Annotated in this window: 19 protein-coding genes and 1 riboswitch; of the genes, 6 read left to right on the top strand and 13 right to left on the bottom strand. The window is 58.9% G+C overall.

Annotation, left to right across the window (positions count from 1 at the left end; all coding sequences use genetic code 11):
• Positions 1–13 precede the first annotated feature (13 nt).
• The 4 genes from cobO to IMCC12053_RS07610 all read right to left on the bottom strand — a co-directional run bounded on the left by cobO (position 14) and on the right by IMCC12053_RS07610 (position 3,046).
• Positions 14–628 (bottom strand): cob(I)yrinic acid a,c-diamide adenosyltransferase, encoded by a 615-nt coding sequence (gene cobO, locus IMCC12053_RS07625; RefSeq protein ID WP_062217557.1) that lies wholly within the window; start codon positions 626–628, stop codon positions 14–16.
• Positions 629–639: 11 nt separating this feature from the next.
• Positions 640–1,356 carry an LrgB family protein gene (locus tag IMCC12053_RS07620; protein ID WP_062217553.1) on the bottom strand — a complete coding sequence of 239 codons (717 nt, stop codon included), beginning with the start codon at positions 1,354–1,356 and terminating at the stop codon, positions 640–642.
• Positions 1,353–1,715, bottom strand: coding sequence for a CidA/LrgA family protein (locus tag IMCC12053_RS07615; RefSeq protein WP_062217549.1), 363 nt, complete (start codon positions 1,713–1,715; stop codon positions 1,353–1,355). Before IMCC12053_RS07615 ends, IMCC12053_RS07620 begins: the two co-directional genes overlap by 4 nt.
• 125 nt (positions 1,716–1,840) lie before the next feature.
• A complete protein-coding gene (locus IMCC12053_RS07610; RefSeq protein WP_062217546.1) occupies positions 1,841–3,046 on the bottom strand; it encodes a TsoY family (seleno)protein in 1,206 nt (401 codons plus the stop codon).
• Between the two features lie 240 nt (positions 3,047–3,286).
• On the opposite strand from IMCC12053_RS07610, the gene IMCC12053_RS07605 reads away from it, so the two are divergent.
• Both IMCC12053_RS07605 and IMCC12053_RS07600 read left to right on the top strand, forming a co-directional pair.
• Positions 3,287–4,105 (top strand): MOSC domain-containing protein, encoded by an 819-nt coding sequence (locus IMCC12053_RS07605; protein WP_062217543.1) that lies wholly within the window; start codon positions 3,287–3,289, stop codon positions 4,103–4,105.
• A 65-nt stretch (positions 4,106–4,170) separates the two neighbouring features.
• Complete coding sequence (locus IMCC12053_RS07600) at positions 4,171–4,521, top strand: hypothetical protein (RefSeq protein WP_062217540.1); 351 nt, start codon at positions 4,171–4,173, stop codon at positions 4,519–4,521.
• Positions 4,522–4,527: 6 nt separating this feature from the next.
• Here IMCC12053_RS07600 and cobN read toward each other — a convergent pair whose 3' ends face one another.
• Complete coding sequence (gene cobN, locus IMCC12053_RS07595; RefSeq protein WP_062217537.1) at positions 4,528–8,202, bottom strand: cobaltochelatase subunit CobN; 3,675 nt, start codon at positions 8,200–8,202, stop codon at positions 4,528–4,530.
• 64 nt (positions 8,203–8,266) lie between these two features.
• Between cobN and IMCC12053_RS15945 the strand changes: the two genes are divergently transcribed.
• Positions 8,267–8,428 (top strand): hypothetical protein, encoded by a 162-nt coding sequence (locus tag IMCC12053_RS15945; protein ID WP_062221037.1) that lies wholly within the window; start codon positions 8,267–8,269, stop codon positions 8,426–8,428.
• Here the strand turns inward: IMCC12053_RS15945 and IMCC12053_RS07585 are convergent.
• The 3 genes from IMCC12053_RS07585 to IMCC12053_RS07575 all read right to left on the bottom strand — a co-directional run bounded on the left by IMCC12053_RS07585 (position 8,425) and on the right by IMCC12053_RS07575 (position 10,688).
• Positions 8,425–8,874 carry a GNAT family N-acetyltransferase gene (locus IMCC12053_RS07585; RefSeq protein WP_062217534.1) on the bottom strand — a complete coding sequence of 150 codons (450 nt, stop codon included), beginning with the start codon at positions 8,872–8,874 and terminating at the stop codon, positions 8,425–8,427. The genes IMCC12053_RS15945 and IMCC12053_RS07585 overlap by 4 nt on opposite strands.
• Positions 8,871–9,947, bottom strand: a complete 1,077-nt coding sequence (gene cobW / locus IMCC12053_RS07580; RefSeq protein WP_062217532.1) for a cobalamin biosynthesis protein CobW — start codon at positions 9,945–9,947, stop codon at positions 8,871–8,873. The genes IMCC12053_RS07585 and cobW overlap by 4 nt, the downstream gene beginning before the upstream one ends.
• A 69-nt stretch (positions 9,948–10,016) precedes the next feature.
• Positions 10,017–10,688: an energy-coupling factor ABC transporter permease gene (locus IMCC12053_RS07575; RefSeq protein ID WP_062217529.1), complete on the bottom strand. Its 672-nt coding sequence runs from the start codon at positions 10,686–10,688 to the stop codon at positions 10,017–10,019.
• Between the two features lie 34 nt (positions 10,689–10,722).
• A riboswitch (cobalamin riboswitch) is annotated at positions 10,723–10,944 on the bottom strand.
• A 190-nt stretch (positions 10,945–11,134) separates the two neighbouring features.
• On the opposite strand from IMCC12053_RS07575, the gene smc reads away from it, so the two are divergent.
• Positions 11,135–14,590 carry a chromosome segregation protein SMC gene (gene smc, locus IMCC12053_RS07570; RefSeq protein WP_062217526.1) on the top strand — a complete coding sequence of 1,152 codons (3,456 nt, stop codon included), beginning with the start codon at positions 11,135–11,137 and terminating at the stop codon, positions 14,588–14,590.
• 13 nt (positions 14,591–14,603) lie between these two features.
• Here the strand turns inward: smc and IMCC12053_RS07565 are convergent, their stop codons facing one another.
• Genes IMCC12053_RS07565 through IMCC12053_RS07545 form a run of 5 tightly spaced genes read right to left on the bottom strand, consistent with a single transcriptional unit; the run spans position 14,604 to position 19,087 of the window.
• On the bottom strand, positions 14,604–15,782 hold the full coding sequence (locus IMCC12053_RS07565; protein WP_062217522.1) for a lytic murein transglycosylase: 1,179 nt from the start codon (positions 15,780–15,782) through the stop codon (positions 14,604–14,606).
• 51 nt (positions 15,783–15,833) lie between these two features.
• Positions 15,834–16,736 (bottom strand): adenosylcobinamide-phosphate synthase CbiB, encoded by a 903-nt coding sequence (gene cbiB / locus IMCC12053_RS07560; RefSeq protein ID WP_062217520.1) that lies wholly within the window; start codon positions 16,734–16,736, stop codon positions 15,834–15,836.
• Positions 16,733–17,680 (bottom strand): threonine-phosphate decarboxylase, encoded by a 948-nt coding sequence (locus IMCC12053_RS07555; protein ID WP_062217518.1) that lies wholly within the window; start codon positions 17,678–17,680, stop codon positions 16,733–16,735. The genes cbiB and IMCC12053_RS07555 overlap by 4 nt, the downstream gene beginning before the upstream one ends.
• Positions 17,677–18,069 carry a DUF1636 family protein gene (locus IMCC12053_RS07550; protein WP_062217514.1) on the bottom strand — a complete coding sequence of 131 codons (393 nt, stop codon included), beginning with the start codon at positions 18,067–18,069 and terminating at the stop codon, positions 17,677–17,679. Before IMCC12053_RS07550 ends, IMCC12053_RS07555 begins: the two co-directional genes overlap by 4 nt.
• Before the next feature lie 37 nt (positions 18,070–18,106).
• Positions 18,107–19,087 (bottom strand): glutathione S-transferase family protein, encoded by a 981-nt coding sequence (locus IMCC12053_RS07545; protein WP_062217512.1) that lies wholly within the window; start codon positions 19,085–19,087, stop codon positions 18,107–18,109.
• 325 nt (positions 19,088–19,412) lie between these two features.
• On the opposite strand from IMCC12053_RS07545, the gene IMCC12053_RS07535 reads away from it, so the two are divergent.
• Entirely contained in the window at positions 19,413–19,646 is a 234-nt protein-coding gene (locus tag IMCC12053_RS07535) for a DUF6732 family protein (RefSeq protein WP_062217506.1), read from the top strand.
• Between the two features lie 7 nt (positions 19,647–19,653).
• Positions 19,654–20,880, top strand: coding sequence for a sirohydrochlorin chelatase (locus IMCC12053_RS07530; RefSeq protein WP_062217503.1), 1,227 nt, complete (start codon positions 19,654–19,656; stop codon positions 20,878–20,880).
• Positions 20,881–20,883: the final 3 nt, after the last annotated feature.

Here is a 20,883-nt window from a genome sequence, read left to right as displayed (position 1 = left end):
GGTTTGGCGGGCGTTAGAATTCCACGCCTTTTTGGGCTTTGACACCTGCGCGGAAGGGATGTTTGACCAATTCCATTTCTGTGACCAGATCAGCGATTTCGATCAACTCTTCTTTGGCATTGCGCCCCGTCAAAACAACATGGGTCAGGGGTGGTTTTTCAGCCAACAAAAATGCCACGACATCGTTTACGTCGATGTAGTCATAGCGCAGTGCAATATTGATCTCATCAAGTAAAACCATGCGGTTCTCTGGGTTGCGGATCAGCTCTTTGGCCTTTTCCCACGCGGCCTGTGCCATTTCAATGTCGCGGGCCTTGTCTTGGGTTTCCCATGTAAACCCCTCGCCCATCGTGTAAAATTCGCATAGCTCTGGAAATCTCGCGGTGATCAAATCGCGCTCGCCACAGTCCATTCCACCCTTGATGAACTGCACAACGCCTGATTTCATCTCATGTGCAATACAGCGGAAAATCATCCCGAACGCGGCAGAGGATTTGCCTTTTCCCTTACCCGTATGGACGATGATCAGGCCTTTTTGATCAATCTTCGTGGCCATGATCTTGTCGCGTGCCACTTTCTTTTTAGCCATTTTTGTTGCGTGGCGGGCGTTGTCATTCGTGTCAGTCATAGGGGCGTTCCTTAGAGAAAAATCTGGACAAAGAGCGGCGCCAAAAGCGCCGTGAGAATAGCGTTGAGGACCATGCCAATACCGGCAAAGGCGCCGGCGGTCCCGTGAACTTGAAACGCGCGCGCGGTTCCAATCCCGTGGGCCGCAACACCCGTGGCGAACCCGCGCCCGCGATAGTCGTGTACGCCGAGCAGGTTATTGAGTGGGGTTGTCACAACCGCGCCGATAACGCCCGTAATCAGGACAAGGGCGACCGTGAGTGTGGGCAGGCCGCCGATGGCTTCGGCCACACCAATGGCTACGGGTGACGTGGCAGATTTAGGGACAAGTGACAAAAGAACTTCGCCGTTCAATCCCATAGCTGCCCCGATTGCGACCGCAGACGCCATGGCGACAAACGATCCGACAAAGAGAGCCGCCAGTAGCGGCACCGCAGCGGATTTGACCTTTTGCCAGTTCTTCCATAGCGGAATGGCCAAGGCCACGGTCGCTGGCCCCAGCAAAAAGTGAATGAACTGAGCCCCCTCAAAGTAGGTGCGATAACTGGTGTCGGTTATCGTCAGCAAGGTGGAGAGGAGTATCATCGAAATCAAAACAGGGTTCACATACGGCTTGTTGCCAGACAGACGAAATAACCCGTCTCCGATGAGAAACGCGATGATTGTCGCCGTGAGCCACAACAACTGTCCCTCGGCCAGATAGGACCAGATATCAAGAATATCGGTCATTGCGGTGTCTCGTCGGCTTGGCCCATGGCTCGGCCCACGTATTTGAACGTGAGTGAGCCTGCGCCGATGGCGAGAATTGTTGAGCCGACCAGTGCGGTAGCAAGTGGCAACCCAATTTCGGAGACTTGATCAAGATATTGAACAATTCCGACGCCTGCGGGCACGTAGAGTAGCGAAAGATAAGACAGGACGGTGGTGGCGGTGCCTTCTATTTTCTTACCAATCGTGGGGCGCGCCAACAGCAGCGCAGCCAGAAGCACCATGCCGATCACTGGCCCAGGAAGGCGCAACGTAAACACGCGCGCGATGACTTCGCCCAAGAGTTGAAATCCTAAAAACAGTCCCAAATGAAATATCATACGCCGCCTCCCGCCTAACCCATAGTCGCAGTGTGACGGAGCCGCATCAAGGACGTAAATACATCTATGTAAAAAGGGGCGCGCCTCACATGAGACGCGCCCCTTTTCAAGTCGCTGGGAAGGGATCACTCAGCGGGTATAGCGGTCGGCTCGCGAAAGCCGTAATGTTGCGTATTGAGACGAAAGACTAGCGCGACCATCGCCAACTGAAAGCCGATCGCGATAGCTGTGATGGCCCAGTATGTGATGTCGAATTTCTCAATCACACCCGCGCTCACGAGACCTTTGTTGATGAAAAACTGCATCAACACCGAAAGCGCCACACCGGGGCAAACCAACGCATAGGAGCCGGCGGAGGTCTTGTTGCCGAACACGAAGTCTTTGAAATAGCCTTGGCGGCGCAACACGGTCAGCCCGAGGCCGAGGAACACGAGTTGGACCGACAGGCCCTTGGCAAGGAACATCAATGTGTCTGCGGCGGTAGAGTGGCCGTTAAAGGTGGTGTGCAACCCGTGGTCCTGACGCATGAACATGATCGAGAAAATGGTCACAAACGGGATGATGATCAACAATGTTGGACCTGCCTCTTCGGATGTGCCGTAGTGCAGCATCGAATTGAACGCGGTGACCACGGCGAGGAGGGCATAGATAAGCGCAGCAGTTCCGAGCAGTGTTGAACCAATGATGGAAATGGCCACAACGGCGGGTTGCGTCGACATAGCGGCAGGCGCGGAAAACCCCACGGCGGCCATAATCAGCGCGAATGACGGCAATAGCTGTGCGAATGAATTGTGCGCTGTGACATCAAACACACCCCCTTTTGACAACACACGGCCGAGAAAATCGGCAATGGTGCGCAGTGCATTATAGGCAATGAGGGCAAAGGCGATCAGCGCAAACGGGAACAGATACTCAACGATTGTCCAAAGCTTGGGCACAAACACGAGGCCCGCGATGAATAGCGCGTTGACCGACATAGCAAGGGCCAAGGGCATCGCCAAAAGTGTGGTTTCCGCATTGGAGTTGCGCAGCTTGGTATATCGCTCGGTCTTTTTGAACGCGGCGTAGTGGCTCAGGTTCCAGATGAGCGATTTGAGATTGAGAAACACAAACACCGCGATACCCACGACAGCGGCAAATATCGCGAATTTGAGCGGCGCGCCGCCCGTTGCCCATGCGGCCATGATGTCCTCAAAGACCGGAACAGAGCGCCCGGGGTGCGGCACCCAAAACATCAAGTACATAAAGAAAGTCACGGCGAGGCCACCCGCCCCAACAGACGTGAGAAAGTAGAGAGGAACATAGCTCTCACTTGCTTTCGAGGTTTTCATGATACGTCTCCTAATTCACATTCACTAATATGAATATAATGAGGCGAGTGGACTCTCTTTGATCTGGATCAAAGGAGCAAACAGCATGTATCTTTGCTGCAATATTACTGAAAAGACGCTGGATTGGCGTATGGCGTGGGTGAATACACCTGTCTAAAAGGTTAACTTGTTGTTAGATAAATTTTTAAATAACCCAACGTCAATCTTTGATGGATCCGATACGTCTCGTTATGGAGCAGCATGAAACTTTCCCGAATCTCGACTTACCCTGTCAAAAGCTTGCCCGTCACGGATCATGCCGCCCGCAACATTGGCGCGTTGGGTGTGGAGGGGGATCGTCGTTGGGCGATCCTGTATCCGACAGGCGCCGTTGCAACGCGCCGTGAGCTGCCCGAACTGGCGCGCATTGCCGTGGTTGAAACAGACATTGGCATCTTGATCTCGTATGATGGCGACCACATTGATGTGACGCGCCCACAGGGTGAAAAGACGACCGCATTTGTGTTCTCAAACCGGATCGAGGGGGTCGAGGACGCGGGGAATTTAGCGGCAAGTTTTCTATCATGTGCTTTGGGTCGCGAGGTGCGTTTGGTCTACTTTCCCGATGAGCCGCTTCGCCCCGTGAATACCGCCGATAGCATCACGCCCCACTTTGCCGGATTTGCCGATGGCTACCCGATTTTGATCACCACTAAAGCCTCCCTTGCGGCTCTCAATGTCGCCGCGGGTCAGGCGTTCGAGATGCGCAGGTTTCGCGCCAATCTGGTGATTGAGGGCGACATCGCGCCGTGGGCCGAGGATACATGGCGGCGCATCCGCATCGGCTCGACCATTTTGCGGATCGTCAAACCGTGTGAGCGCTGCGTGATGACCACACAAGACCCCGACACCGGCGTGCAAACCGACCGCCACGAACCGCTTGCGACCCTTGGCAAGCTGCACAGATCCGCGCGCGGGCGCATCATTTTTGGCCAAAACGCGGTCGTCGAACAGACTGGCACGGTCGTTTTGGGCGATTGTGTTGAGGTGTTAGAAGATGGGCCATCGAACCTTCTCTAGGTTTTCAGGGCATTGGTCGAGCCCGCGTTAACTGTTTGTTAACCAAGAGATATGACGGTGGCCGCATGATATACGCCACCCGCCACAACGCGCCTTTTGCGCGCGCTTTAACCGCTGCGCTCGGTCTGATGATTCTGCCTGCGTGCGCGATCGATAGCCCACAAATCGGCAAAACCCTAATCACACCCACTCCAATCGTTGTAGACGGGGCAACTTTTCGCATCTTTCGCCAGCGCGGCGGCGGCTCCAGTGTCGAGGCTCACCGCATAAACGTCATGGTCCCACCGCCATCCCGCACCGCCATCGTCGCCAAAGCCGCGATTGCGATCACCCAAGCCACGGGGTGCCCGATCAAAGCAGGCTCACTGGTTGGCGATCAGGCCTTGGTCAAAGCCGAGTTGGATTGCTCGAACTAACCCCGCTCACGCAAGCGCCTCAAGGGCGGCACGCGCCGAGTTCGACCGTGGCGTCCATAGCCCGCGATCCATCGCCTCCAATAACCGCTGCGCAATCTCGGCCAGTGCAGGCGCGTTGTGATCCGCGATAAAGTCCCGCGTTTCGTCGTCCTCGAGAAATGCCCCATATACGAGGTCGAAATGATGATCCTTGACGGCGCGTGTGGTGGCCGAAAACGCAAACAGATAATCCACCGTTGCGGCGATCTCGAATGCGCCTTTGTAACCGTGGCGCTTGACCCCATCGATCCATTTCGGGTTCACCACCCGCGAGCGGATCACCCGCCCGATTTCCTCGTCCAATGTGCGAATGACCGGACGGTCGGGGCGCGAATGGTCGTTGTGATAAATCGGACGATCCTGTCCTTGGAGCGTGGCCACGGCGGATGCCGCGCCCCCCTCGAACTGATAATAATCATCGCTGTCCAACAGATCGTGTTCGCGGTTGTCCTGATTTTGCACAATCGCCTCGACCTGACTCAGACGGGCCTCAAAGCCTGTGCGATCCTTGACGCCTTCACGCCCCGCACCGTAGGCATAGCCGCCCCATTCGAGATAGGCATCGGCAAGGTCGCGGCGGTCGCCCCATAATTGCTCATCAATCATCGCCTGAAGCCCCGCACCGTATGCCCCCGGCTTCGAGCCAAACACCCGCGCCGTGCTTTCTCCACGCCGTGCGCGGGCCGCTGCGGGGTTGTCCTCTTCGCTCTCGTCCATCTCTTGTACCGCACGCGCCGCACTATCGACCAAGGCAATGAGTTGTGGAAAGGCATCGCGGAAAAACCCCGACACGCGCAATGTCACATCAACGCGCGGACGCCCCAAAACGGATGCGGGCAACACCTCAAATCCTGTGACGCGGCGCGACATTGTATCCCACGTTGGTTTGACCCCCATCAGGGCCAACGCCTGTGCAATGTCGTCGCCGCCCGTGCGCATGTTGGCCGTGCCCCATGCGGTGACAAGCATGGCGCGGGGCCAATCGCCCTGATCCTGAAGGTGTCGTTCAATCAATAGGTTGGCCGATTTCCACCCAAGGCTCCATGCGGTTTGCGTTGGTACAGCCCGCGCATCGACGGAGAAAAAGTTACGCCCCGTGGGCAGCACATCCAAACGCCCACGTGTCGGCGCACCCGATGGTCCGGGGGGGACAAACCGGCCACTCAACCCGCGCAGCAGCCCGTCCATTTCGGCGGGGCCACAGGCCGCAACAGTTGGCAAAACATGGTCGCGCAAATGGTCTAAAACCGCCTGTGACGCGGGGCCTGCGGCGGGCGCACCCTCATCCAGAAGAGCCACACAAAACGCTTCCAACCGCTCGACCGTATCGCCATTAGTGCGCCACGTTCCGTCCATAATACGTGTCAAGGCATCGCGGCGCGGGCCGGTCCATGTCTGCGCCATCTCGCAGTCCAGCGGGTCGAATCCCAGCTCAAAATCCACCGCCAAAGCCCGCACCAAAGACGCATCTTTTCCCGTCCCGTCCCCGCGTGGGACACGCACCAACGCAAGCGCGAGATCACGGGCAAGCCGCCCTGTCGGCGCGGTGCCAAAGATATGCAGCCCATCGCGGATTTGCGCCTCTTTCAACTCGCACAGATAGGCGTCGAGCTTGCCCAGATCGCCGTCCTCGTCGTCGCCCGTCATGCCCACATCACGGTCCAGTCCGGTCACGGCACTCAGGCTCAAAATTTCCTTGCGCAGCACCTCAATGCGGCGCGGGTCGACCCCAGCCGCCTCGAAATACTCGTCCACCAACGCCTCCAGATCACGCAGCGGCCCGTAGGTTTCGGCGCGGGTCAGCGGCGGGGTGAGGTGGTCGATGATCACGGCTTGCGCACGCCGTTTGGCCTGTGTTCCCTCCCCCGGATCATTGACGATAAACGGATAGAGATGCGGCATCGGCCCCATCACCGCCTCGGGCAAACAGGTCTGCGACAGGGCAAGCGCCTTGCCGGGCAACCATTCCAGATTGCCGTGCTTGCCCATGTGGATCAGCGCGTGCGCGCCATAGGACTGGCGCAGCCAGAAATAGAACGCGAGGTAGTTGTGCGGCGGCACCAGATCGGGCGCGTGATAGGTCTCGGTCGGGTCGATGCTATAGCCCCGCGCGGGCTGAATGCCGACCACGGCGTTGCCAAAACGCAGGACCGAAAGGGCAAACCCGTCCGTCCCGTAAAACGGATCGGCCTCGGGCGTCCCCCACCGGTCCTCGATCTGCGTGCGCACCTGTTGGGGGAGCGCATCATAGCTTTCGTGGTAGGCGGACAGCGACATCCGCTCGCCGCCGTGCCGAGTGCTGCGGTCGGTCAACCAGTTGGTCGGTCCTGCAAGGATCTGCGCCATCAACGCATCACTGCCCTCGGGAATATCCGTGACGCCGTAGCCCGCATCCGCAAGCGCACTCAGCGTGTTCACAGTCGCCGCAGGGGTATCAAGGCCCACACCGTTGGCCAATCGCCCGTCCTTGTTCGGATAGTTGGCGAGGATCAGCGCGACCTTACGGTCGGCGGGCGAGGTATGACGCAGCGTGGCCCAGTTTGTGGCCAGCTCTGCGACAAAATTCACACGGCTCTGGTCGGCTTGATAGGTTGCAATCGCGCACTCGGTGGCACTGTCGAAATAGGCCTCGCCCTTGAACGATACGGCGCGGGTCAACACCCGCCCGTCGACCTCCGGTAGCGCCACATTCATCGCGATGTCGCGGGCCGATAATCCCGTCAGCCCCTCGTCCCATGCTGCGTGCGACGAGCCGGCAAGAACCACTTGGAACACTGGCGCACCGTTTGCAAAATCGGCAGCGAGCGGGTTGTTGCCCGCCTTTTCGGGGGTGCCAACCGCAAAGGAGGTGCAGTTGAGAATCACATCGGGTTTGGCGTCACAAAACAGCGCATCCAATGTGGCGACCGAAATCGGGTCTTTGAGGGAGGCCACAAAAACGGGCAGGGGGTTCAGCCCCTTTTTGATCAGCGCAGCCACCAACGCATCGATCGGCGCAAGCCCCGCACCCTGTACCAACGCGCGGTAAAATGTGATCGGCACAACGGGCGCGCCCTGCGTCCAGTGCGCCCGTGCGGCGTCCAGATCGCACACGCCCTTGGCGGGCCAATAGACCCCTGCGCGCAACAGCGGTGCGGCGGGTGCGGGTTTTTCACCGCCCTCTAGCATCGCCTGCGCATAACTCAAAAATGCCGCCGCATTGTCGGGGCCGCCCTCCACGAGATAGGCCCAAAGCGCGTGGTAGTCCTGTGACGAAACCGTTGATAAACCTGCCAATTCCGCGTCCGGTTTGTCATCTCCGGGAAGCGCCACAAACGGAATTCCCGCCTCATGCAACCGTGCGGCGTATTGCTCCAACCCGTATTTCCAATAGCCCGATCCGCCCAGAACCCGCGCGATCACCATGCGCGATTTGGTGGCGCAATCGTCAAGGTGTAGATCAACCGACATCGGGTGGCGCAGGTGCATCAGTTGCGACAGGCGCAGCGATAGAGGGGCATCCATCCCCGCCCGCGCATGGGACAATGCGGCCAGTTCGGTATCGGCCGCAGAGATCACCACAAGGTCCGCAGGGGTCTGTGCGAGGTCGAACGCCTCGTTGCCATCGTCGATTGATCCGGGGGTGGCGGCCAACAGATGCATCTGTCTCTCCTTGAAAAGCCGCGCGGTTTACGGCATCAGCGAGAAAACCACGAAAGGTTATCTCATGGACTATGGTAAATCAGGCGCGCCGAAGGTCGGCAAGAACAGCCCGCGTCACGCGGAACACAACGCCAAAGGGTCGTCAAAAAATCCCTATGGCAAAGCGGCCCCAAAGGCCGAATTGCTCGCCCGTATGAAAGCGGCAGCGACCAAAAAGGCGGACTAAAGCGCCTTTTCGTAGAACACGGAGACGCCGTTGTTCTCGTAATCGCCAAAGGCCCCGCAGCGGGTGAACCCGTGGCGTTCATACAGACGACAGGCGGCGTCCAACTCGTCGCCTGTCTCCAATTTTAACGCGCTCAATCCTTCGGCGCGGGCCGTGTCCTCGACCGCCCGCATGAGGGCGGCAGCGATGCCTTTGCCGCGACCGTCTGGCGATGTGAACATCGATTTCACTTCGCCGTAGGTGCTGTAGATTTTAAACGCACCAACGCCCAAAACCACATCCCCCTCACGCGCGATGAAAAACCGCACGTCATCGGCGGCAAGCGCATCTGTGGGCAAGGCGTGATTGTGTTCGGCGTCATAAATCTCCGCCTGCAACGCCTGTGCCTGCGCCAAGAGTGCGGCAGGTTGCGGGTCAAGCGGATGTCCGAGCTCGACAATGATCATGCTTGCAACGCCGCCTCGATTGCGGCGCGGTCCAAACCGGCCTGACCGATCACAACCAGACGTGTTTCGCGCGGGTTGGCCCCGAACGGTTGGTCAAAATAATGATCGACGCGCGGGCCAACGGCCTGAACCGTCAGGCGCATCGGCTTGCCCGTAACGGCCACGAACCCCTTGAGGCGCAAAATACCGTGGGCGCGGATCACATCAGACACCTGCGCGGCAAAGGCCTTGGGATCGCTGACCTCATCGCGGCTGACCACAAAGCTCTCGAAATCGTCGTGATCATGATCGTGGTGATCCCCGTCATGGTCATGGTCATGGTCGTGATCATCGTCGTGATGGTGGTGGCCGTGATGCACCTCGTCGCGCCCCGTCATGTCGGCCTCCGACCCGATCCCTTGACCAAGCAACACATCCACGGGCAACGCGCCATGCGATGCGCGCACAACCTGAACGCCGCCACGGGCCTCCGCCTTGAGCTTGGCGACAAGCGCGTCTGCCTGTGCCTCGCCCAACAGATCGGCCTTGTTCACGACAATCATGTCGGCGCAGGCGATCTGATCCTCGAACAATTCCGACAGCGGTGTCTCATGGTCAAGGTTCTCGTCCAACTTGCGTTGGGCATCCACGGCGGCCACGTTATGGGCGAACACGCCCTCGTCCACGGCCTTGCCATCGACCACGGTAATCACGCCGTCAACGGTAACTTTGGTGGAGATCTCGGGCCAGTTAAACGCGCGGACAAGTGGTTGCGGCAGCGCCAGACCAGAGGTCTCGATCACGATATGATCAGGCTTGTTCTCACGCGCCAACAGCTTTTGCATGGTTGGGATGAAATCATCGGCCACGGTGCAACAGATACAGCCGTTCGACAGCTCCATGATGTCGTCCTCGGTGCAGGTCTCGTCTCCGCAGCCCTTTAGGATATCACCGTCCACACCCAGATCACCAAACTCGTTGATGATCAGGGCAATGCGCTTGCCGTTTGCATTGGCAAGCATGTGACGGATGAGGGTGGTTTTGCCCGCGCCCAGAAAACCGGTAACGACGGTAGCAGGAATTTTGGCAGCCATGTTGGTGTCCTTTACGTGAAAACGCCGGAGCGGTGAGGCCCCGGCGCGATACGTTTGAATGTGGGGCGATTACGCGGCGTTGAACGTGCGCGGCGACACAAGACCGGTGCGGCCCAGACCCTTGAGCGTTTTCGCACCCGCAAGCACAGCGAGGTCGACGAACGGCTCGATGGCGATCACGGCAAGGTAGGCCGCCCCAAATGTGGCGATCTCACCCATAGCGGCAAACCCGTGGCCATACGTGACCCAAAAGCCAACCCATGCTACAACGCCCGCTTGGTACGTGGTGGACAGCGCGAGGGCCTGTTTGTAGGTCACGTCCGCATAGGCCGTGTTTGGCGCAATGATCCGGTCCGCAACCATTTTGATTGCAAACATCGGAACGAGAAGCGTTGTGACGTTCATGCCGTATTGCGGCAGGTCAATCGGCTCGACAATCATCCCTTGAGCCAACAGGCCAAGTGCCAGACCGATCGCCGCAGGGGCCGCTCCGAACAGCAAGAACAGCGTTGAGCCAAAGATGAAGTGAACTTCCGAGACACCCGCAGGGGCGTGGGGCAACACTTGGAATGCGAACACAGTGGCGATCATGGCCAGTGCGGAACGTGCCGCGAGCGATGTGACGCCGCTTTCTTTGACAGCCTGCCATGCGTGCTTGACGGTAAAGCCCGCCGCGCCAACAGCTGTGACAACAGATAGGGCGAGTTTCGCGCCAGTTACGAGTCCGGGTTCGATATGCATTTATACAGTCTCCTTAGCCGTCATCCCCGACGGCGGGTTGATATGAGGCAAGGCTGGTCTCCTGGCTCGCGGGTCAATGCAGAACTGTCACCTTCCCAGAGCGGATGCTCCAGTGGTCAATCGACAGCCTGCTCACCACTTACAGTCGCGGGGGCGGCTCCGGTTTTGAACCCCGATGTGGGTCGCTCTCACCGAATTCCCAATTCTCCCCTAACGCTTGGCGTCATAGCGGGGAACCTTAGCGGCCCCATTTGGCGTACCTAGGTGGCACGGGTCAAGGAGTTTCACGCCGCAGCGCAATAATATTGCCCAACTTGGGGCGGGCCCAAACAATATCTTGTGGATAACTTGACCGCCCCGCCGAGATATCGAGCACGTAGCATTGACAGCCGCGTCTCAACCGCAAAAGCTAATGGTTAACTTGGAATCAGCGAAAAGGGCGATCCTTGCGCTTTACCCGCCTGCGATTGAATGGCTTCAAAAGCTTTGTTGACCCGACCGATCTTGTGATCGCGGACGGGCTCACAGGTGTGGTCGGTCCCAATGGCTGTGGCAAATCCAACCTCTTAGAGGCGTTGCGCTGGGTCATGGGCGAAAATCGTCCCAAGGCGATGCGCGGCGGTGGTATGGAGGACGTGATCTTTGCGGGGGCCTCGTCGCGCCCCGCCCGCAACTTTGCCGAAGTGGCATTGATGATCGACAATTCCGAACGCCTCGCGCCCTCGGGGTTCAACGAAAGCGATAGCGTCGAAATCATCCGCCGTATCACCCGTGACGCGGGTTCGGCCTATAAAGTGAATTCCAAAGATGTCCGTGCCCGTGATGTCTCGATGTTGTTCGCCGATGCCTCCACGGGGGCACATTCGCCCGCCCTTGTCCGTCAGGGGCAGATCTCCGAACTGATCAACGCCAAGCCGAAAAACCGCCGCCGCATCCTTGAGGAAGCCGCAGGGATTTCGGGCCTGTATCAACGCCGCCACGAGGCCGAGTTGAAACTCAAAGGCGCGGAAACCAACCTTGCTCGTGTCGATGACGTGATTGAGCAAATGGCAGCGCAACTTGCATCCCTCGCCCGCCAAGCCCGCCAAGCCGCGCGGTATCGCGAAATTGGCGCCGAGTTGCGCCATGCAGAGGGGCTGTTGTTCTATCGTCGGTGGCGCGATGCCGATCTGGCCCGCGCCGAGGCTGACGATCTGTTGCGCGCGCGTCTCAAACAAGCCGCCGAGGCCGAACGTCTCGCGCGCGAAGCGACAAAACAGCGCGAGACACGCGAGGCCGCTCTGCCGCCCTTGCGCGAGGAAGAGGCGATTGCGGGTGCCATATTGCAACGCTTGACCGTCGAGCGCGATCAGCTGACCGAGGAAGAGACCCGCGCCAAAGATATGATCGAAACCCTCTCGCGCCGTATCGACCAATTGGTGGCCGACATGGCCCGCGAGGAGCAGCTAAACAAAGACGCCGGCGAAACCATCGACCGTCTCGAATGGGAACAGCGCGAATTGCAAAAGGCGTCCGAGGGTCACGGTCCGCGATTGGAACGCGCCGCCCTTGCCGCCACTGAAGCGAATGAAATCCTGCAAGACCGCGAAACGCAGTTGTCGGAGATGACCGAGGATGTGGCGCGTTTGGCCGCGCGTCATCAATCTGCCAACCGTCTGGTTGAGGATAATCGTAAAACGCTGGATCGTGGGCGCGGTGAGGCGGACCGCGCACGCGCGGCCGTTGAGGATGCAAAAGCGACCCAGTTGCGCGCTGCGGCGGCACTGATCGACGCGACCGCCGCACAAGAGGCGGCAACGCGGCGTGCGGCTGAAACCGAGGCCGCTCTCATCGCCGCCGATGATGCACGCACCGAAACACACACGCGCGAAAGTCTGGCACGCTCCGCCCGTTCCGAGGCCGAAGGCGAAGTGAATGCCCTCAAAGCCGAAGTTGCCGCCCTTGCCAAAATGCTCGACCGCGATCAAATCGCAGGCACACAAGTGCTTGACCTCATCAAGGTAAAGTCGGGCTATGAAAAGGCGCTTGGTGCCGCGCTTGCCGACGAATTGCGCCAACCCGCGATTGAGGCTTATCAGGCATCAGGCTGGGTCACCTTGCCCGATTATCCCGACGAACAAGACCTGCCAATGGGCGTCGAGCCGCTCCACGATTACGTAGATGCCCCCGCCGTTTTGTCGCGCCGCATCGGTCAGGTTGGACTGGTCAAGGCCGAGGATGGCGCGCGGCTTCAATCCGATCTCGAACCGGGTCAACGGCTTGTCTCCGTCGAGGGCGATATGTGGCGATGGGACGGCTACCGCGCAGGGGCCGAGGACGCGCCCTCCGCCGCAGCCCTGCGCCTACAACAACTCAATCGCCTCGAAGTTCTCAAACAAGAGTTGGTGACCGAGGAGGCAAAAGCCGCAGGCGCAATTCAGGCCCACGAGCATCTCAAAGCCGAACTGACGCGTCTCACCGAGGTCGACAAAGCCGCACGTGATGCCCGCCGCGATGCGGATCGTGCGCTATCAGATGTCGCACGTGCGCTATCGCGAGCCGAGAATGAAAAATCGCTGGCTGAGGGCAAAGTGGAAAACCTTGGCCTCGCTGTGTCGCGCCATGACGAAGAGGCGCGTGCGGCGCAAACCCGTCTGGATGAGGCGCAGGGCGCACTCTCACAATTGCCTGATTTGCAATCCGCCCGTGACACGATCGAAGAGATTAAACTGACCGTTGAGGCCGCGCGGATCACCATGATGAGCAAACGATCCTCACATGACGAAATGCGCCGCGAGGGCGAGGCACGCACCCGCCGTAGCCAAGAGGTGATCAAGGAACTTTCGGGGTGGCGTCATCGTCTTGAAACCGCTGAAAAACGGATCTCCGAGTTAAACGACCGCAAAGAGGCGTCTGAAACCGAATTACATGATGCTGGTGCACAACCGGCTGAGATTGCACGGCGCAGAGATGCTTTGATGAGCAAAATTGATGAGGCTGAAACCCGCCGCAAAGCCTCCGCTGATGCATTGGCCTTAGCCGAAACTACGCTACGCGATGGGGTGAACGCCGAACGTGAGGCTGAGCGCGTGGCCTCTGATGCCCGCGAGGCACGCGCGGCCGCCGAGGCGCGCCGTGACGCCGCGCGTGAAACCGTTGAGGCGGCGGTCGAACGTATCCGCGAGGAATTGGAGACAACACCCGATGCGCTCCTCCAAGAGTTGGCGGTTGATCCCGACAAAATCCCGAGCCACGATGCAATCGAGGTGGACGTGAACCGCCTTAAACGTCTGCGTGATAGCCTTGGTGCGGTGAACCTGCGCGCCGAGGAAGATAGCGAAGAGGTCCGTGTTGAACACGACACCCTCGTGACCGAAAAGCAGGACCTCGAAGAGGCGATAAAGACCCTGCGCAGCGGTATTTCCGCCCTCAACAAAGAGGGGCGTGAACGGCTTTTGACCGCCTTTGAGCAGGTCAACGAAAGCTTTGGCAACCTGTTCAAACATCTGTTTGGTGGTGGTGAGGCCAAGCTGGCTTTGGTCGAAAGTGACGATCCCTTGGACGCCGGCCTCGAAATTCTGTGTCAGCCGCCGGGCAAAAAACTCTCCACCCTGTCGCTTTTGTCAGGGGGCGAACAAACGCTCACCGCCCTTGCGCTGATCTTTGCCGTGTTCCTTGCCAACCCCGCGCCGATCTGTGTGCTCGACGAGGTCGACGCGCCACTGGACGATGCCAACGTGACGCGGTTCTGCGATATGCTCGACGAGATGACGCGCCAGACCGACACACGGTTTTTGATCATCACGCACCACGCCGTCACCATGGCCCGTATGGACCGCCTTTATGGCGTGACGATGCAGGAACAGGGCGTCAGCCAACTGGTCTCCGTCGACCTCAAAAAGGCCGAACAAATGGTGGCGTAAGCGGCGCGCGCGTTTACAATTTTGAGAGTAGCGCCGCCGTGGGCCATGCGTCCGCAGGCAGTCCCAAACGCGCCTGTTCCGTGCGCACAGCCGAGCGGGTGCGCGCCCCCAAAATACCGTCGATATCACCCACATCATAGCCGCGCGATTGCAGCTTGGTTTGTAGCTGTTTCATCTGGTCATCGTTCAACCCTTGGTCGGGATTGCCCGCATCAAAAACGGGCGCACCCTCAAGGCGGGTTGCGAAATACGCGGCGGTGGTCACATAGACAAAGCTTTGATTCCACTCGAAATAAACGTCAAAATTTGGGTAGGCCAAAAACGCAGGACCATTGCGCCCCATCGGCAAAACCACCGAGGCAGGCAGGCCGCCCGCGCCGAGCGACCCCGCCCGCGCCGTCACGCCCATGTCCGCCCACTGATCCACCGTCAACTTGGTCTCAAGGCCTGTCTGTGACCAATCCAGATCGCGCGGCACCGTGATCTCTTGCAACCACGGCTCCCCCGCGCGCCACCCCAACGCGTGCAGCATTTTTCCGCCCGACATCAATGCGTCAGGGGCGGAGGTTTTAAGCAACACATGTCCGTCCCCATCGCCGTCAACACCGTTCTCCAAAATGTCTGCGGGGAGCATCTGGACCATACCGATTTCGCCCGCCCATGCGCCAACGGTCAACGCGGGATCAAAATCGCCATGCGTGAACAACTCGAGGGCTGCAAACACCTGTGGCTGGAACAATTCGGGGCGACGACAATCATGGCTCAGGGTCATCAACGCATTGAGCGTGTTAAAGTTGCCCTGCACCTGACCATAGTCGGTTTCCAACGCCCAAAACGCCAAAAGCACGCCGCGCGACACCCCGTAGTCGCGTTCAACCCGATCAAACACGGAGGCGTATTTTCCGCCATAGTGCCGACCGTTGTCCATGCGGTTCTGGCTAATCACCGCCCGCGAAAAATCGACAAAGGATTTCTTGAACACGCCTTGTGCACGGTCGGCCTTGATCACGGCGGGGCTGTATTGCGCTGATGTAAAAAACGCATCCACGGTGGATGCATCATGCCCTTGGGCTACGGCTTCGGCTTTCATGCCTTGCACGAAAGATGCGAAATCTCCACCGCACGCGATGTTGGCATGGGCGGGTTGGATCAGTGTCAGGCCGAGGAGGGCCGCAAGTGCAAAATGGCGCATATAAAACTCTTTGATTGTAAATGTGGTGAGAGCCTACGGGGGGAGGCCGCGCTAGGCAAATGCAAGAGCGATCACAATCGCGAGGGTGACCCCCCATGCGCGCCAAAGCATGCGGCACGCGGTATCGATATCTGCGGCGCTCGCATCACGGCGGCCCTCTGAGTTGACCCATGGAAATGACGTCATCGTGCCCTCATACGAGCGCGGCCCAGACAAAGAAACGCCAAGGGCGCGTGACATTGCGGCCTCCGGCCATCCTGCATTGGGTGAGCGGTGTAGCTTTGCATCGCGGACAATGCCGCCCAAATCAATGCGTCCGCCTGCAATTGCGATCAACAGCGCGGATATGCGCGCGGGCACCCAATTGAGCACATCGTCCAATCGTGCCGCAGCTTTGCCAAAGACCTCGTATTTATCGGTGCGGTAGCCGATCATACTGTCGGCGGTGTTCACCACTTTGTAGATCAAAATACCTGGCAAGCCGCCAATCAAAAACCAAAATGCGGGTGCGATAATCCCATCTGAAAAATTCTCGGCCCCTGACTCAATGGCGGCGCGCGCAATTGCGGGGGCGTCCATGTCGGCGGTATCACGTCCAACGATTTGCGCCACGGCAAACCTTCCCGCCGCAACAGTATCGCCAAGCCCCACCGCCACCGCCCGCACATGATCGACAAGCGAGCGTTGCGCCAACAAGATCGCACCAAGGATAATTTCGACAAAGGGGATATGGGACAGCACCCAGCCCAAGCCGCCCATCATCAGAACCAACCCAACAACAAGTAGACCACCCGCAATAAGGCGCGCGGAGCCACGGTTCATGCGGCGATCGCCCGCGGATATCATGCGACCCATCAAGACGGCGGGATGGGGGAGGCGCGACCAGAGCCATTTTGGTTCGCCCAAAAGTGCGTCGATCACCATCGCAAGAGCCAATGCCAAAGCTGTCGTCAAAGGGCCGCCTCCAATTGATCCCATCCATCAGGTGCGGGTAGACCGATGCGAATCCAACGCTCTGAATACGGGAATATCCGCGACCAGACGCGCCCCTGTGCGAGGCGTGTTTGCCACGCGCGCGCATCGTCCACCTCATACAGGCGAAACAACGTGGTCCCACCGACAAGCGTGGCCCCTTTGGCGCTAAATAGTCCATCCATCCGCGCGGCGTCTTGCGCCAAACGCGCGCGTGTCGCCTCGGTCCACGCGGCATCCATGAGCGCGGTACGACCGATTGACAGCGCAGGACCAGATACGGCCCACGGCCCGACCAAGGACGCGAGACGATCAATCAAATCAGGGGCGCCAATCGCAAACCCCAATCGCAACCCCGCAAGGCCCCAGAACTTGCCAAAGCTTTTGAGCACAATGGTATCGTCGCGGCGTGTTCGCGCAATATGGCTTTGCTCAGGTGCGATATCGCAAAAGCTTTCGTCAATAATCGTGAACGGCGCGGTGAACGCGTCCGCATCCCAGACGCGCCCGTCTGGATTATTGGGATGAACGACGACTTGAACCGTGACGCCTTTCTCGGGGGCGTGCGTCACAACATCCCAACCATGCGTATCGAACGCGCCCGCGTGTTCATTATAAGTCGGGGTCTCAATGGCTGCGCGACCTTTGGGCCACAACGCTGGCAGGCGCGCAATCAGGCTTGATGCTCCGGGGGAGGCCAGTATCGCGGCCTCGTGCGGGACATCCCAAAACGCTCGTGCAGCCTGTATCAATCCGTCTTGTGCCGCCGCATCAGGAAGGGCGGCCCACGCATTCGGGGCGATATCCCCAATGGGATAAGGCACAGGATTTATGCCTGTGGACAGGTCAATCCAGTCCGATTTTTCGCCACCATGCCGCGCCACGGCGGCGTCTAGACCTCCCCCGTGATCGCGGTGTTTGCTCATGTGTCGCTCTCGGTCGGCAGTGGCAGGTGGCGCGACACGAAATGTCCCTTTACCCCTTGTGGCCACGTGCGAAACGGAACTTGTCCCGTGGGGGATGCGGCGTGCAGTGCGGCGTATTCGACGATTGCGGCGGCGTCCTCAGCCGTGCCATCAAACTTGCCCAAGCTATAGCCCATCTTGGCCGTGCCCGTCTCATCCTCACCTTGGACGATGATGTTGCAAGCGCGCTCACACCCCATCGTACAGGCCACGCGGCGGGTTTTGACCCCCGCCGCGCCAGCGCGTGTTTCAATCTCGGCGGCGAGCAATTCGCCGTCCGTGTGCTCCATGCCTCGCGCGGCCCAATCGTCGCGCTTACAGGTTTCGCAAATTGTGATCCATGTTGTCATGGAGACGTGTTTTGCCCTGTGCGCGCCCGAGTGCAAGTTAAATATTGCCGCGCCCGTGCGGCGCATCAAAGTCGATGTGCGGTGTGATCGGCACGATACGGTTGGGGTTAATCGTATCGTGGCTGTAGTGATAGTGACGCACAAAATGTTCGATGTGCACCGTCTCTTTCACGCCCTCAACCTGATACAACTCGCGCAGATAGCCCCATATGTTTGGGTAGTCTACGATCCGTTTCAGGTTACATTTGAAATGACCGTGATACACTTTGTCGAACCGGATGAGCGTGGTGAACAGGCGCCAATCGGCTTCTGTGATGTGATCGCCCGCCACATAGCGCGATTGGCCAAGCAATCCGTCGATCCAATCAAGGCTTTCGAACAGCGGCGCGATGGCCTCGTTATAGGCGGACTGTGATGTGGCAAACCCCGCCAGATACACGCCGTTATTGATTGTGCTATAAACCCGCGCGTTGATCTCATCGATGCGCGGGCGCAGCGCGTCAGGGTAGAAATCCAACGTGTTGCCTGTGATGTGGTCAAAGGCCGAATTGAACATGCGGATGATTTCAGCACTTTCGTTCGATACAATCGTATTGCGTTTTTTGTCCCACAAAATTGGTACAGTCACGCGTCCCGACACCTCGGGGTCTGCCTTTGTGTAGACCTCACGCAAGTAATCGAACCCGAATAGATCGTCGCCTGTCGCTCCCTCAAAGTCGCGCGAAAACGTCCATCCATCGCTAAGCATGTCTGGATGCACAGCGCTCACGCTGATCAGGCCGTTCAACCCTTTAAGTGCACGAAAGACCAAGGTGCGGTGCGCCCATGGGCAGGCATGCGATACGTAGAGATGGTAACGCCCTGCTTCGGCTTCAAATCCACCGACCCCTGATGGACCCGCCGCGCCATCGGGCGTGATCCAGTTGCGAAACCCCGCCGTGGTGCGCTCGAACCGACCGCCAGAGCTTTTGGTGTCATACCAACCATCGTTCCATGTGCCGTCTTGTAAATAACCCATCTGCATTCCTTTCGCGTTTCGTTAGACTTAAGGCAGGCAGGTATGCGCGCAAACAGGTGTGAGAGCGCAAGAAGGGTGCGAATGCGCACAAAGTGCCGCAGGGCCGCGCAGTAATGTTATCGCTAAAGCGTTTGAGAATCCCCGCGCCCATCCCTATACAGAGCATGACGACGCCCCCGTTCGGGGGGCCAGAGAGGTTGGCTGACCGTAGATTGACCCAATTCGGGGATCTCATGCAGCATCGTCAAAGGAACGGACTTAACGCTGTTCCTAGCCTCCTTGAGTGCAACGCCCCGATCATCGGGGCAAACAACAAGGACTAGATATGACCCGCGTTCTCGCGTTCTTCTTTGCTCTTTTCGCATCCCCCACATTTGCCCATGTCGGTCACATCACCGACGTGGCAGGACATGATCATTGGGTCGCGGGCATTGCCCTTGGCATCGCGGTCGGTGTTGCGGCATGGGGTGCCATAAAAGGAGCTAAAGAGGACAAGGCGCAAGCCGAGGACGCATCCGAGACAGATGGTCATATCGACGCCGAGCCGCAGGAGGCTTGAAGCTATTATGAAAACCGGAGTTATGATCTGCGGCCACGGGTCACGCAGCCAAGCCGCCGTGGACGAATTTGCCGTTCTGGCCGAAAAACTGCCCGCGCTGTTGCCCGACGATTGGATGGTCGATTACGGCTATCTGGAGTTCGCGAACCCCGTGATCCGTGACGGCCTTGACCGTTTGCGTGAGGCGGGGTGTGACCGCATCCTCGCCGTTCCGGGCATGTTGTTCGCCGCGATGCATTCCAAAAACGATATCCCCACCGTGCTCAACACCTACGCCGCCACACATGGCATTGACGTGTCTTATGGCCGCGAGTTGGGCGTGGACCCCAAAATGATCGCCGCCGCAGGTGCACGCGTGCGCGCCGCCGTCGATGCGGCCAACGCCGAACACGGCGACTTGCCACTGCACGAAACGGCCTTGGTCGTGATCGGGCGCGGCGCATCTGATCCTGATGCCAACGGCAACGTGTCCAAAATCGCACGGATGTTGTGGGAGGGCATGGGCTTTGGTTGGTGTGAGGTCGGCTATTCCGGCGTCACCTTCCCGCTCGTGGAACCCGCGCTGCAACATGTCGCAAAATTGGGCTACAAACGCGTCATCGTGTTTCCGTACTTTCTGTTCACCGGCATTCTGATCGACCGTATTTACGGCTTCACCGATCAAGTGGCCGCCGCCCATCCCGACATTCAATTCGTCAAAGCGGGCTATCTCAACGACCACCCCAAAGTGCTCGAAACCTTTGCGGAGCGTATCATCGAGCAAACCGGCCCCGTGCCTGTGCCGAACTGTGGCATCTGCCCGTTTCGTACCCAAAAACTCGCCACCGAGGACGGGACAAAAATCGCCGCCGAAGATCGCGCGGCGGCCCATCCCGCCCTCGCCGCGGCTCCACCCCCCACATGCGTGTTGTGCAAATACCGCGTCGAAGTGCTCGGTTTTGAGGGCGAAGTCGGCGCAATCCAAGAAAGCCACCACCACCACGTCGAGGGCCAAGGCGCATCGGCTCCGGGATCCAACGTGGCCGATTGCACCCTGTGTGATACCTTTTGTACGGGTGTGTGCCGTCTCGTAAAAGCGGATCACGATCATGATCATCACCACGGCCATTCACACAGCCACGACCACGCACATGATCACGGCCATCACCACCATGACCACGATCATGCGCACCCCGTCTACCCGCACGCCAAACACCCCCACGGTCCCGAAAGCGCCCGTAAGGCAAAGGGATAAACC

Origin of the sequence: Celeribacter marinus, from assembly GCF_001308265.1 — a bacterium.
In the GTDB taxonomy this organism is placed as follows: Bacteria; Pseudomonadota; Alphaproteobacteria; order Rhodobacterales; family Rhodobacteraceae; genus Celeribacter; species Celeribacter marinus.
The sequence above is the reverse complement of the archived record's forward strand: the minus strand, read 5'-3'. Positions and strand labels throughout refer to the sequence as shown.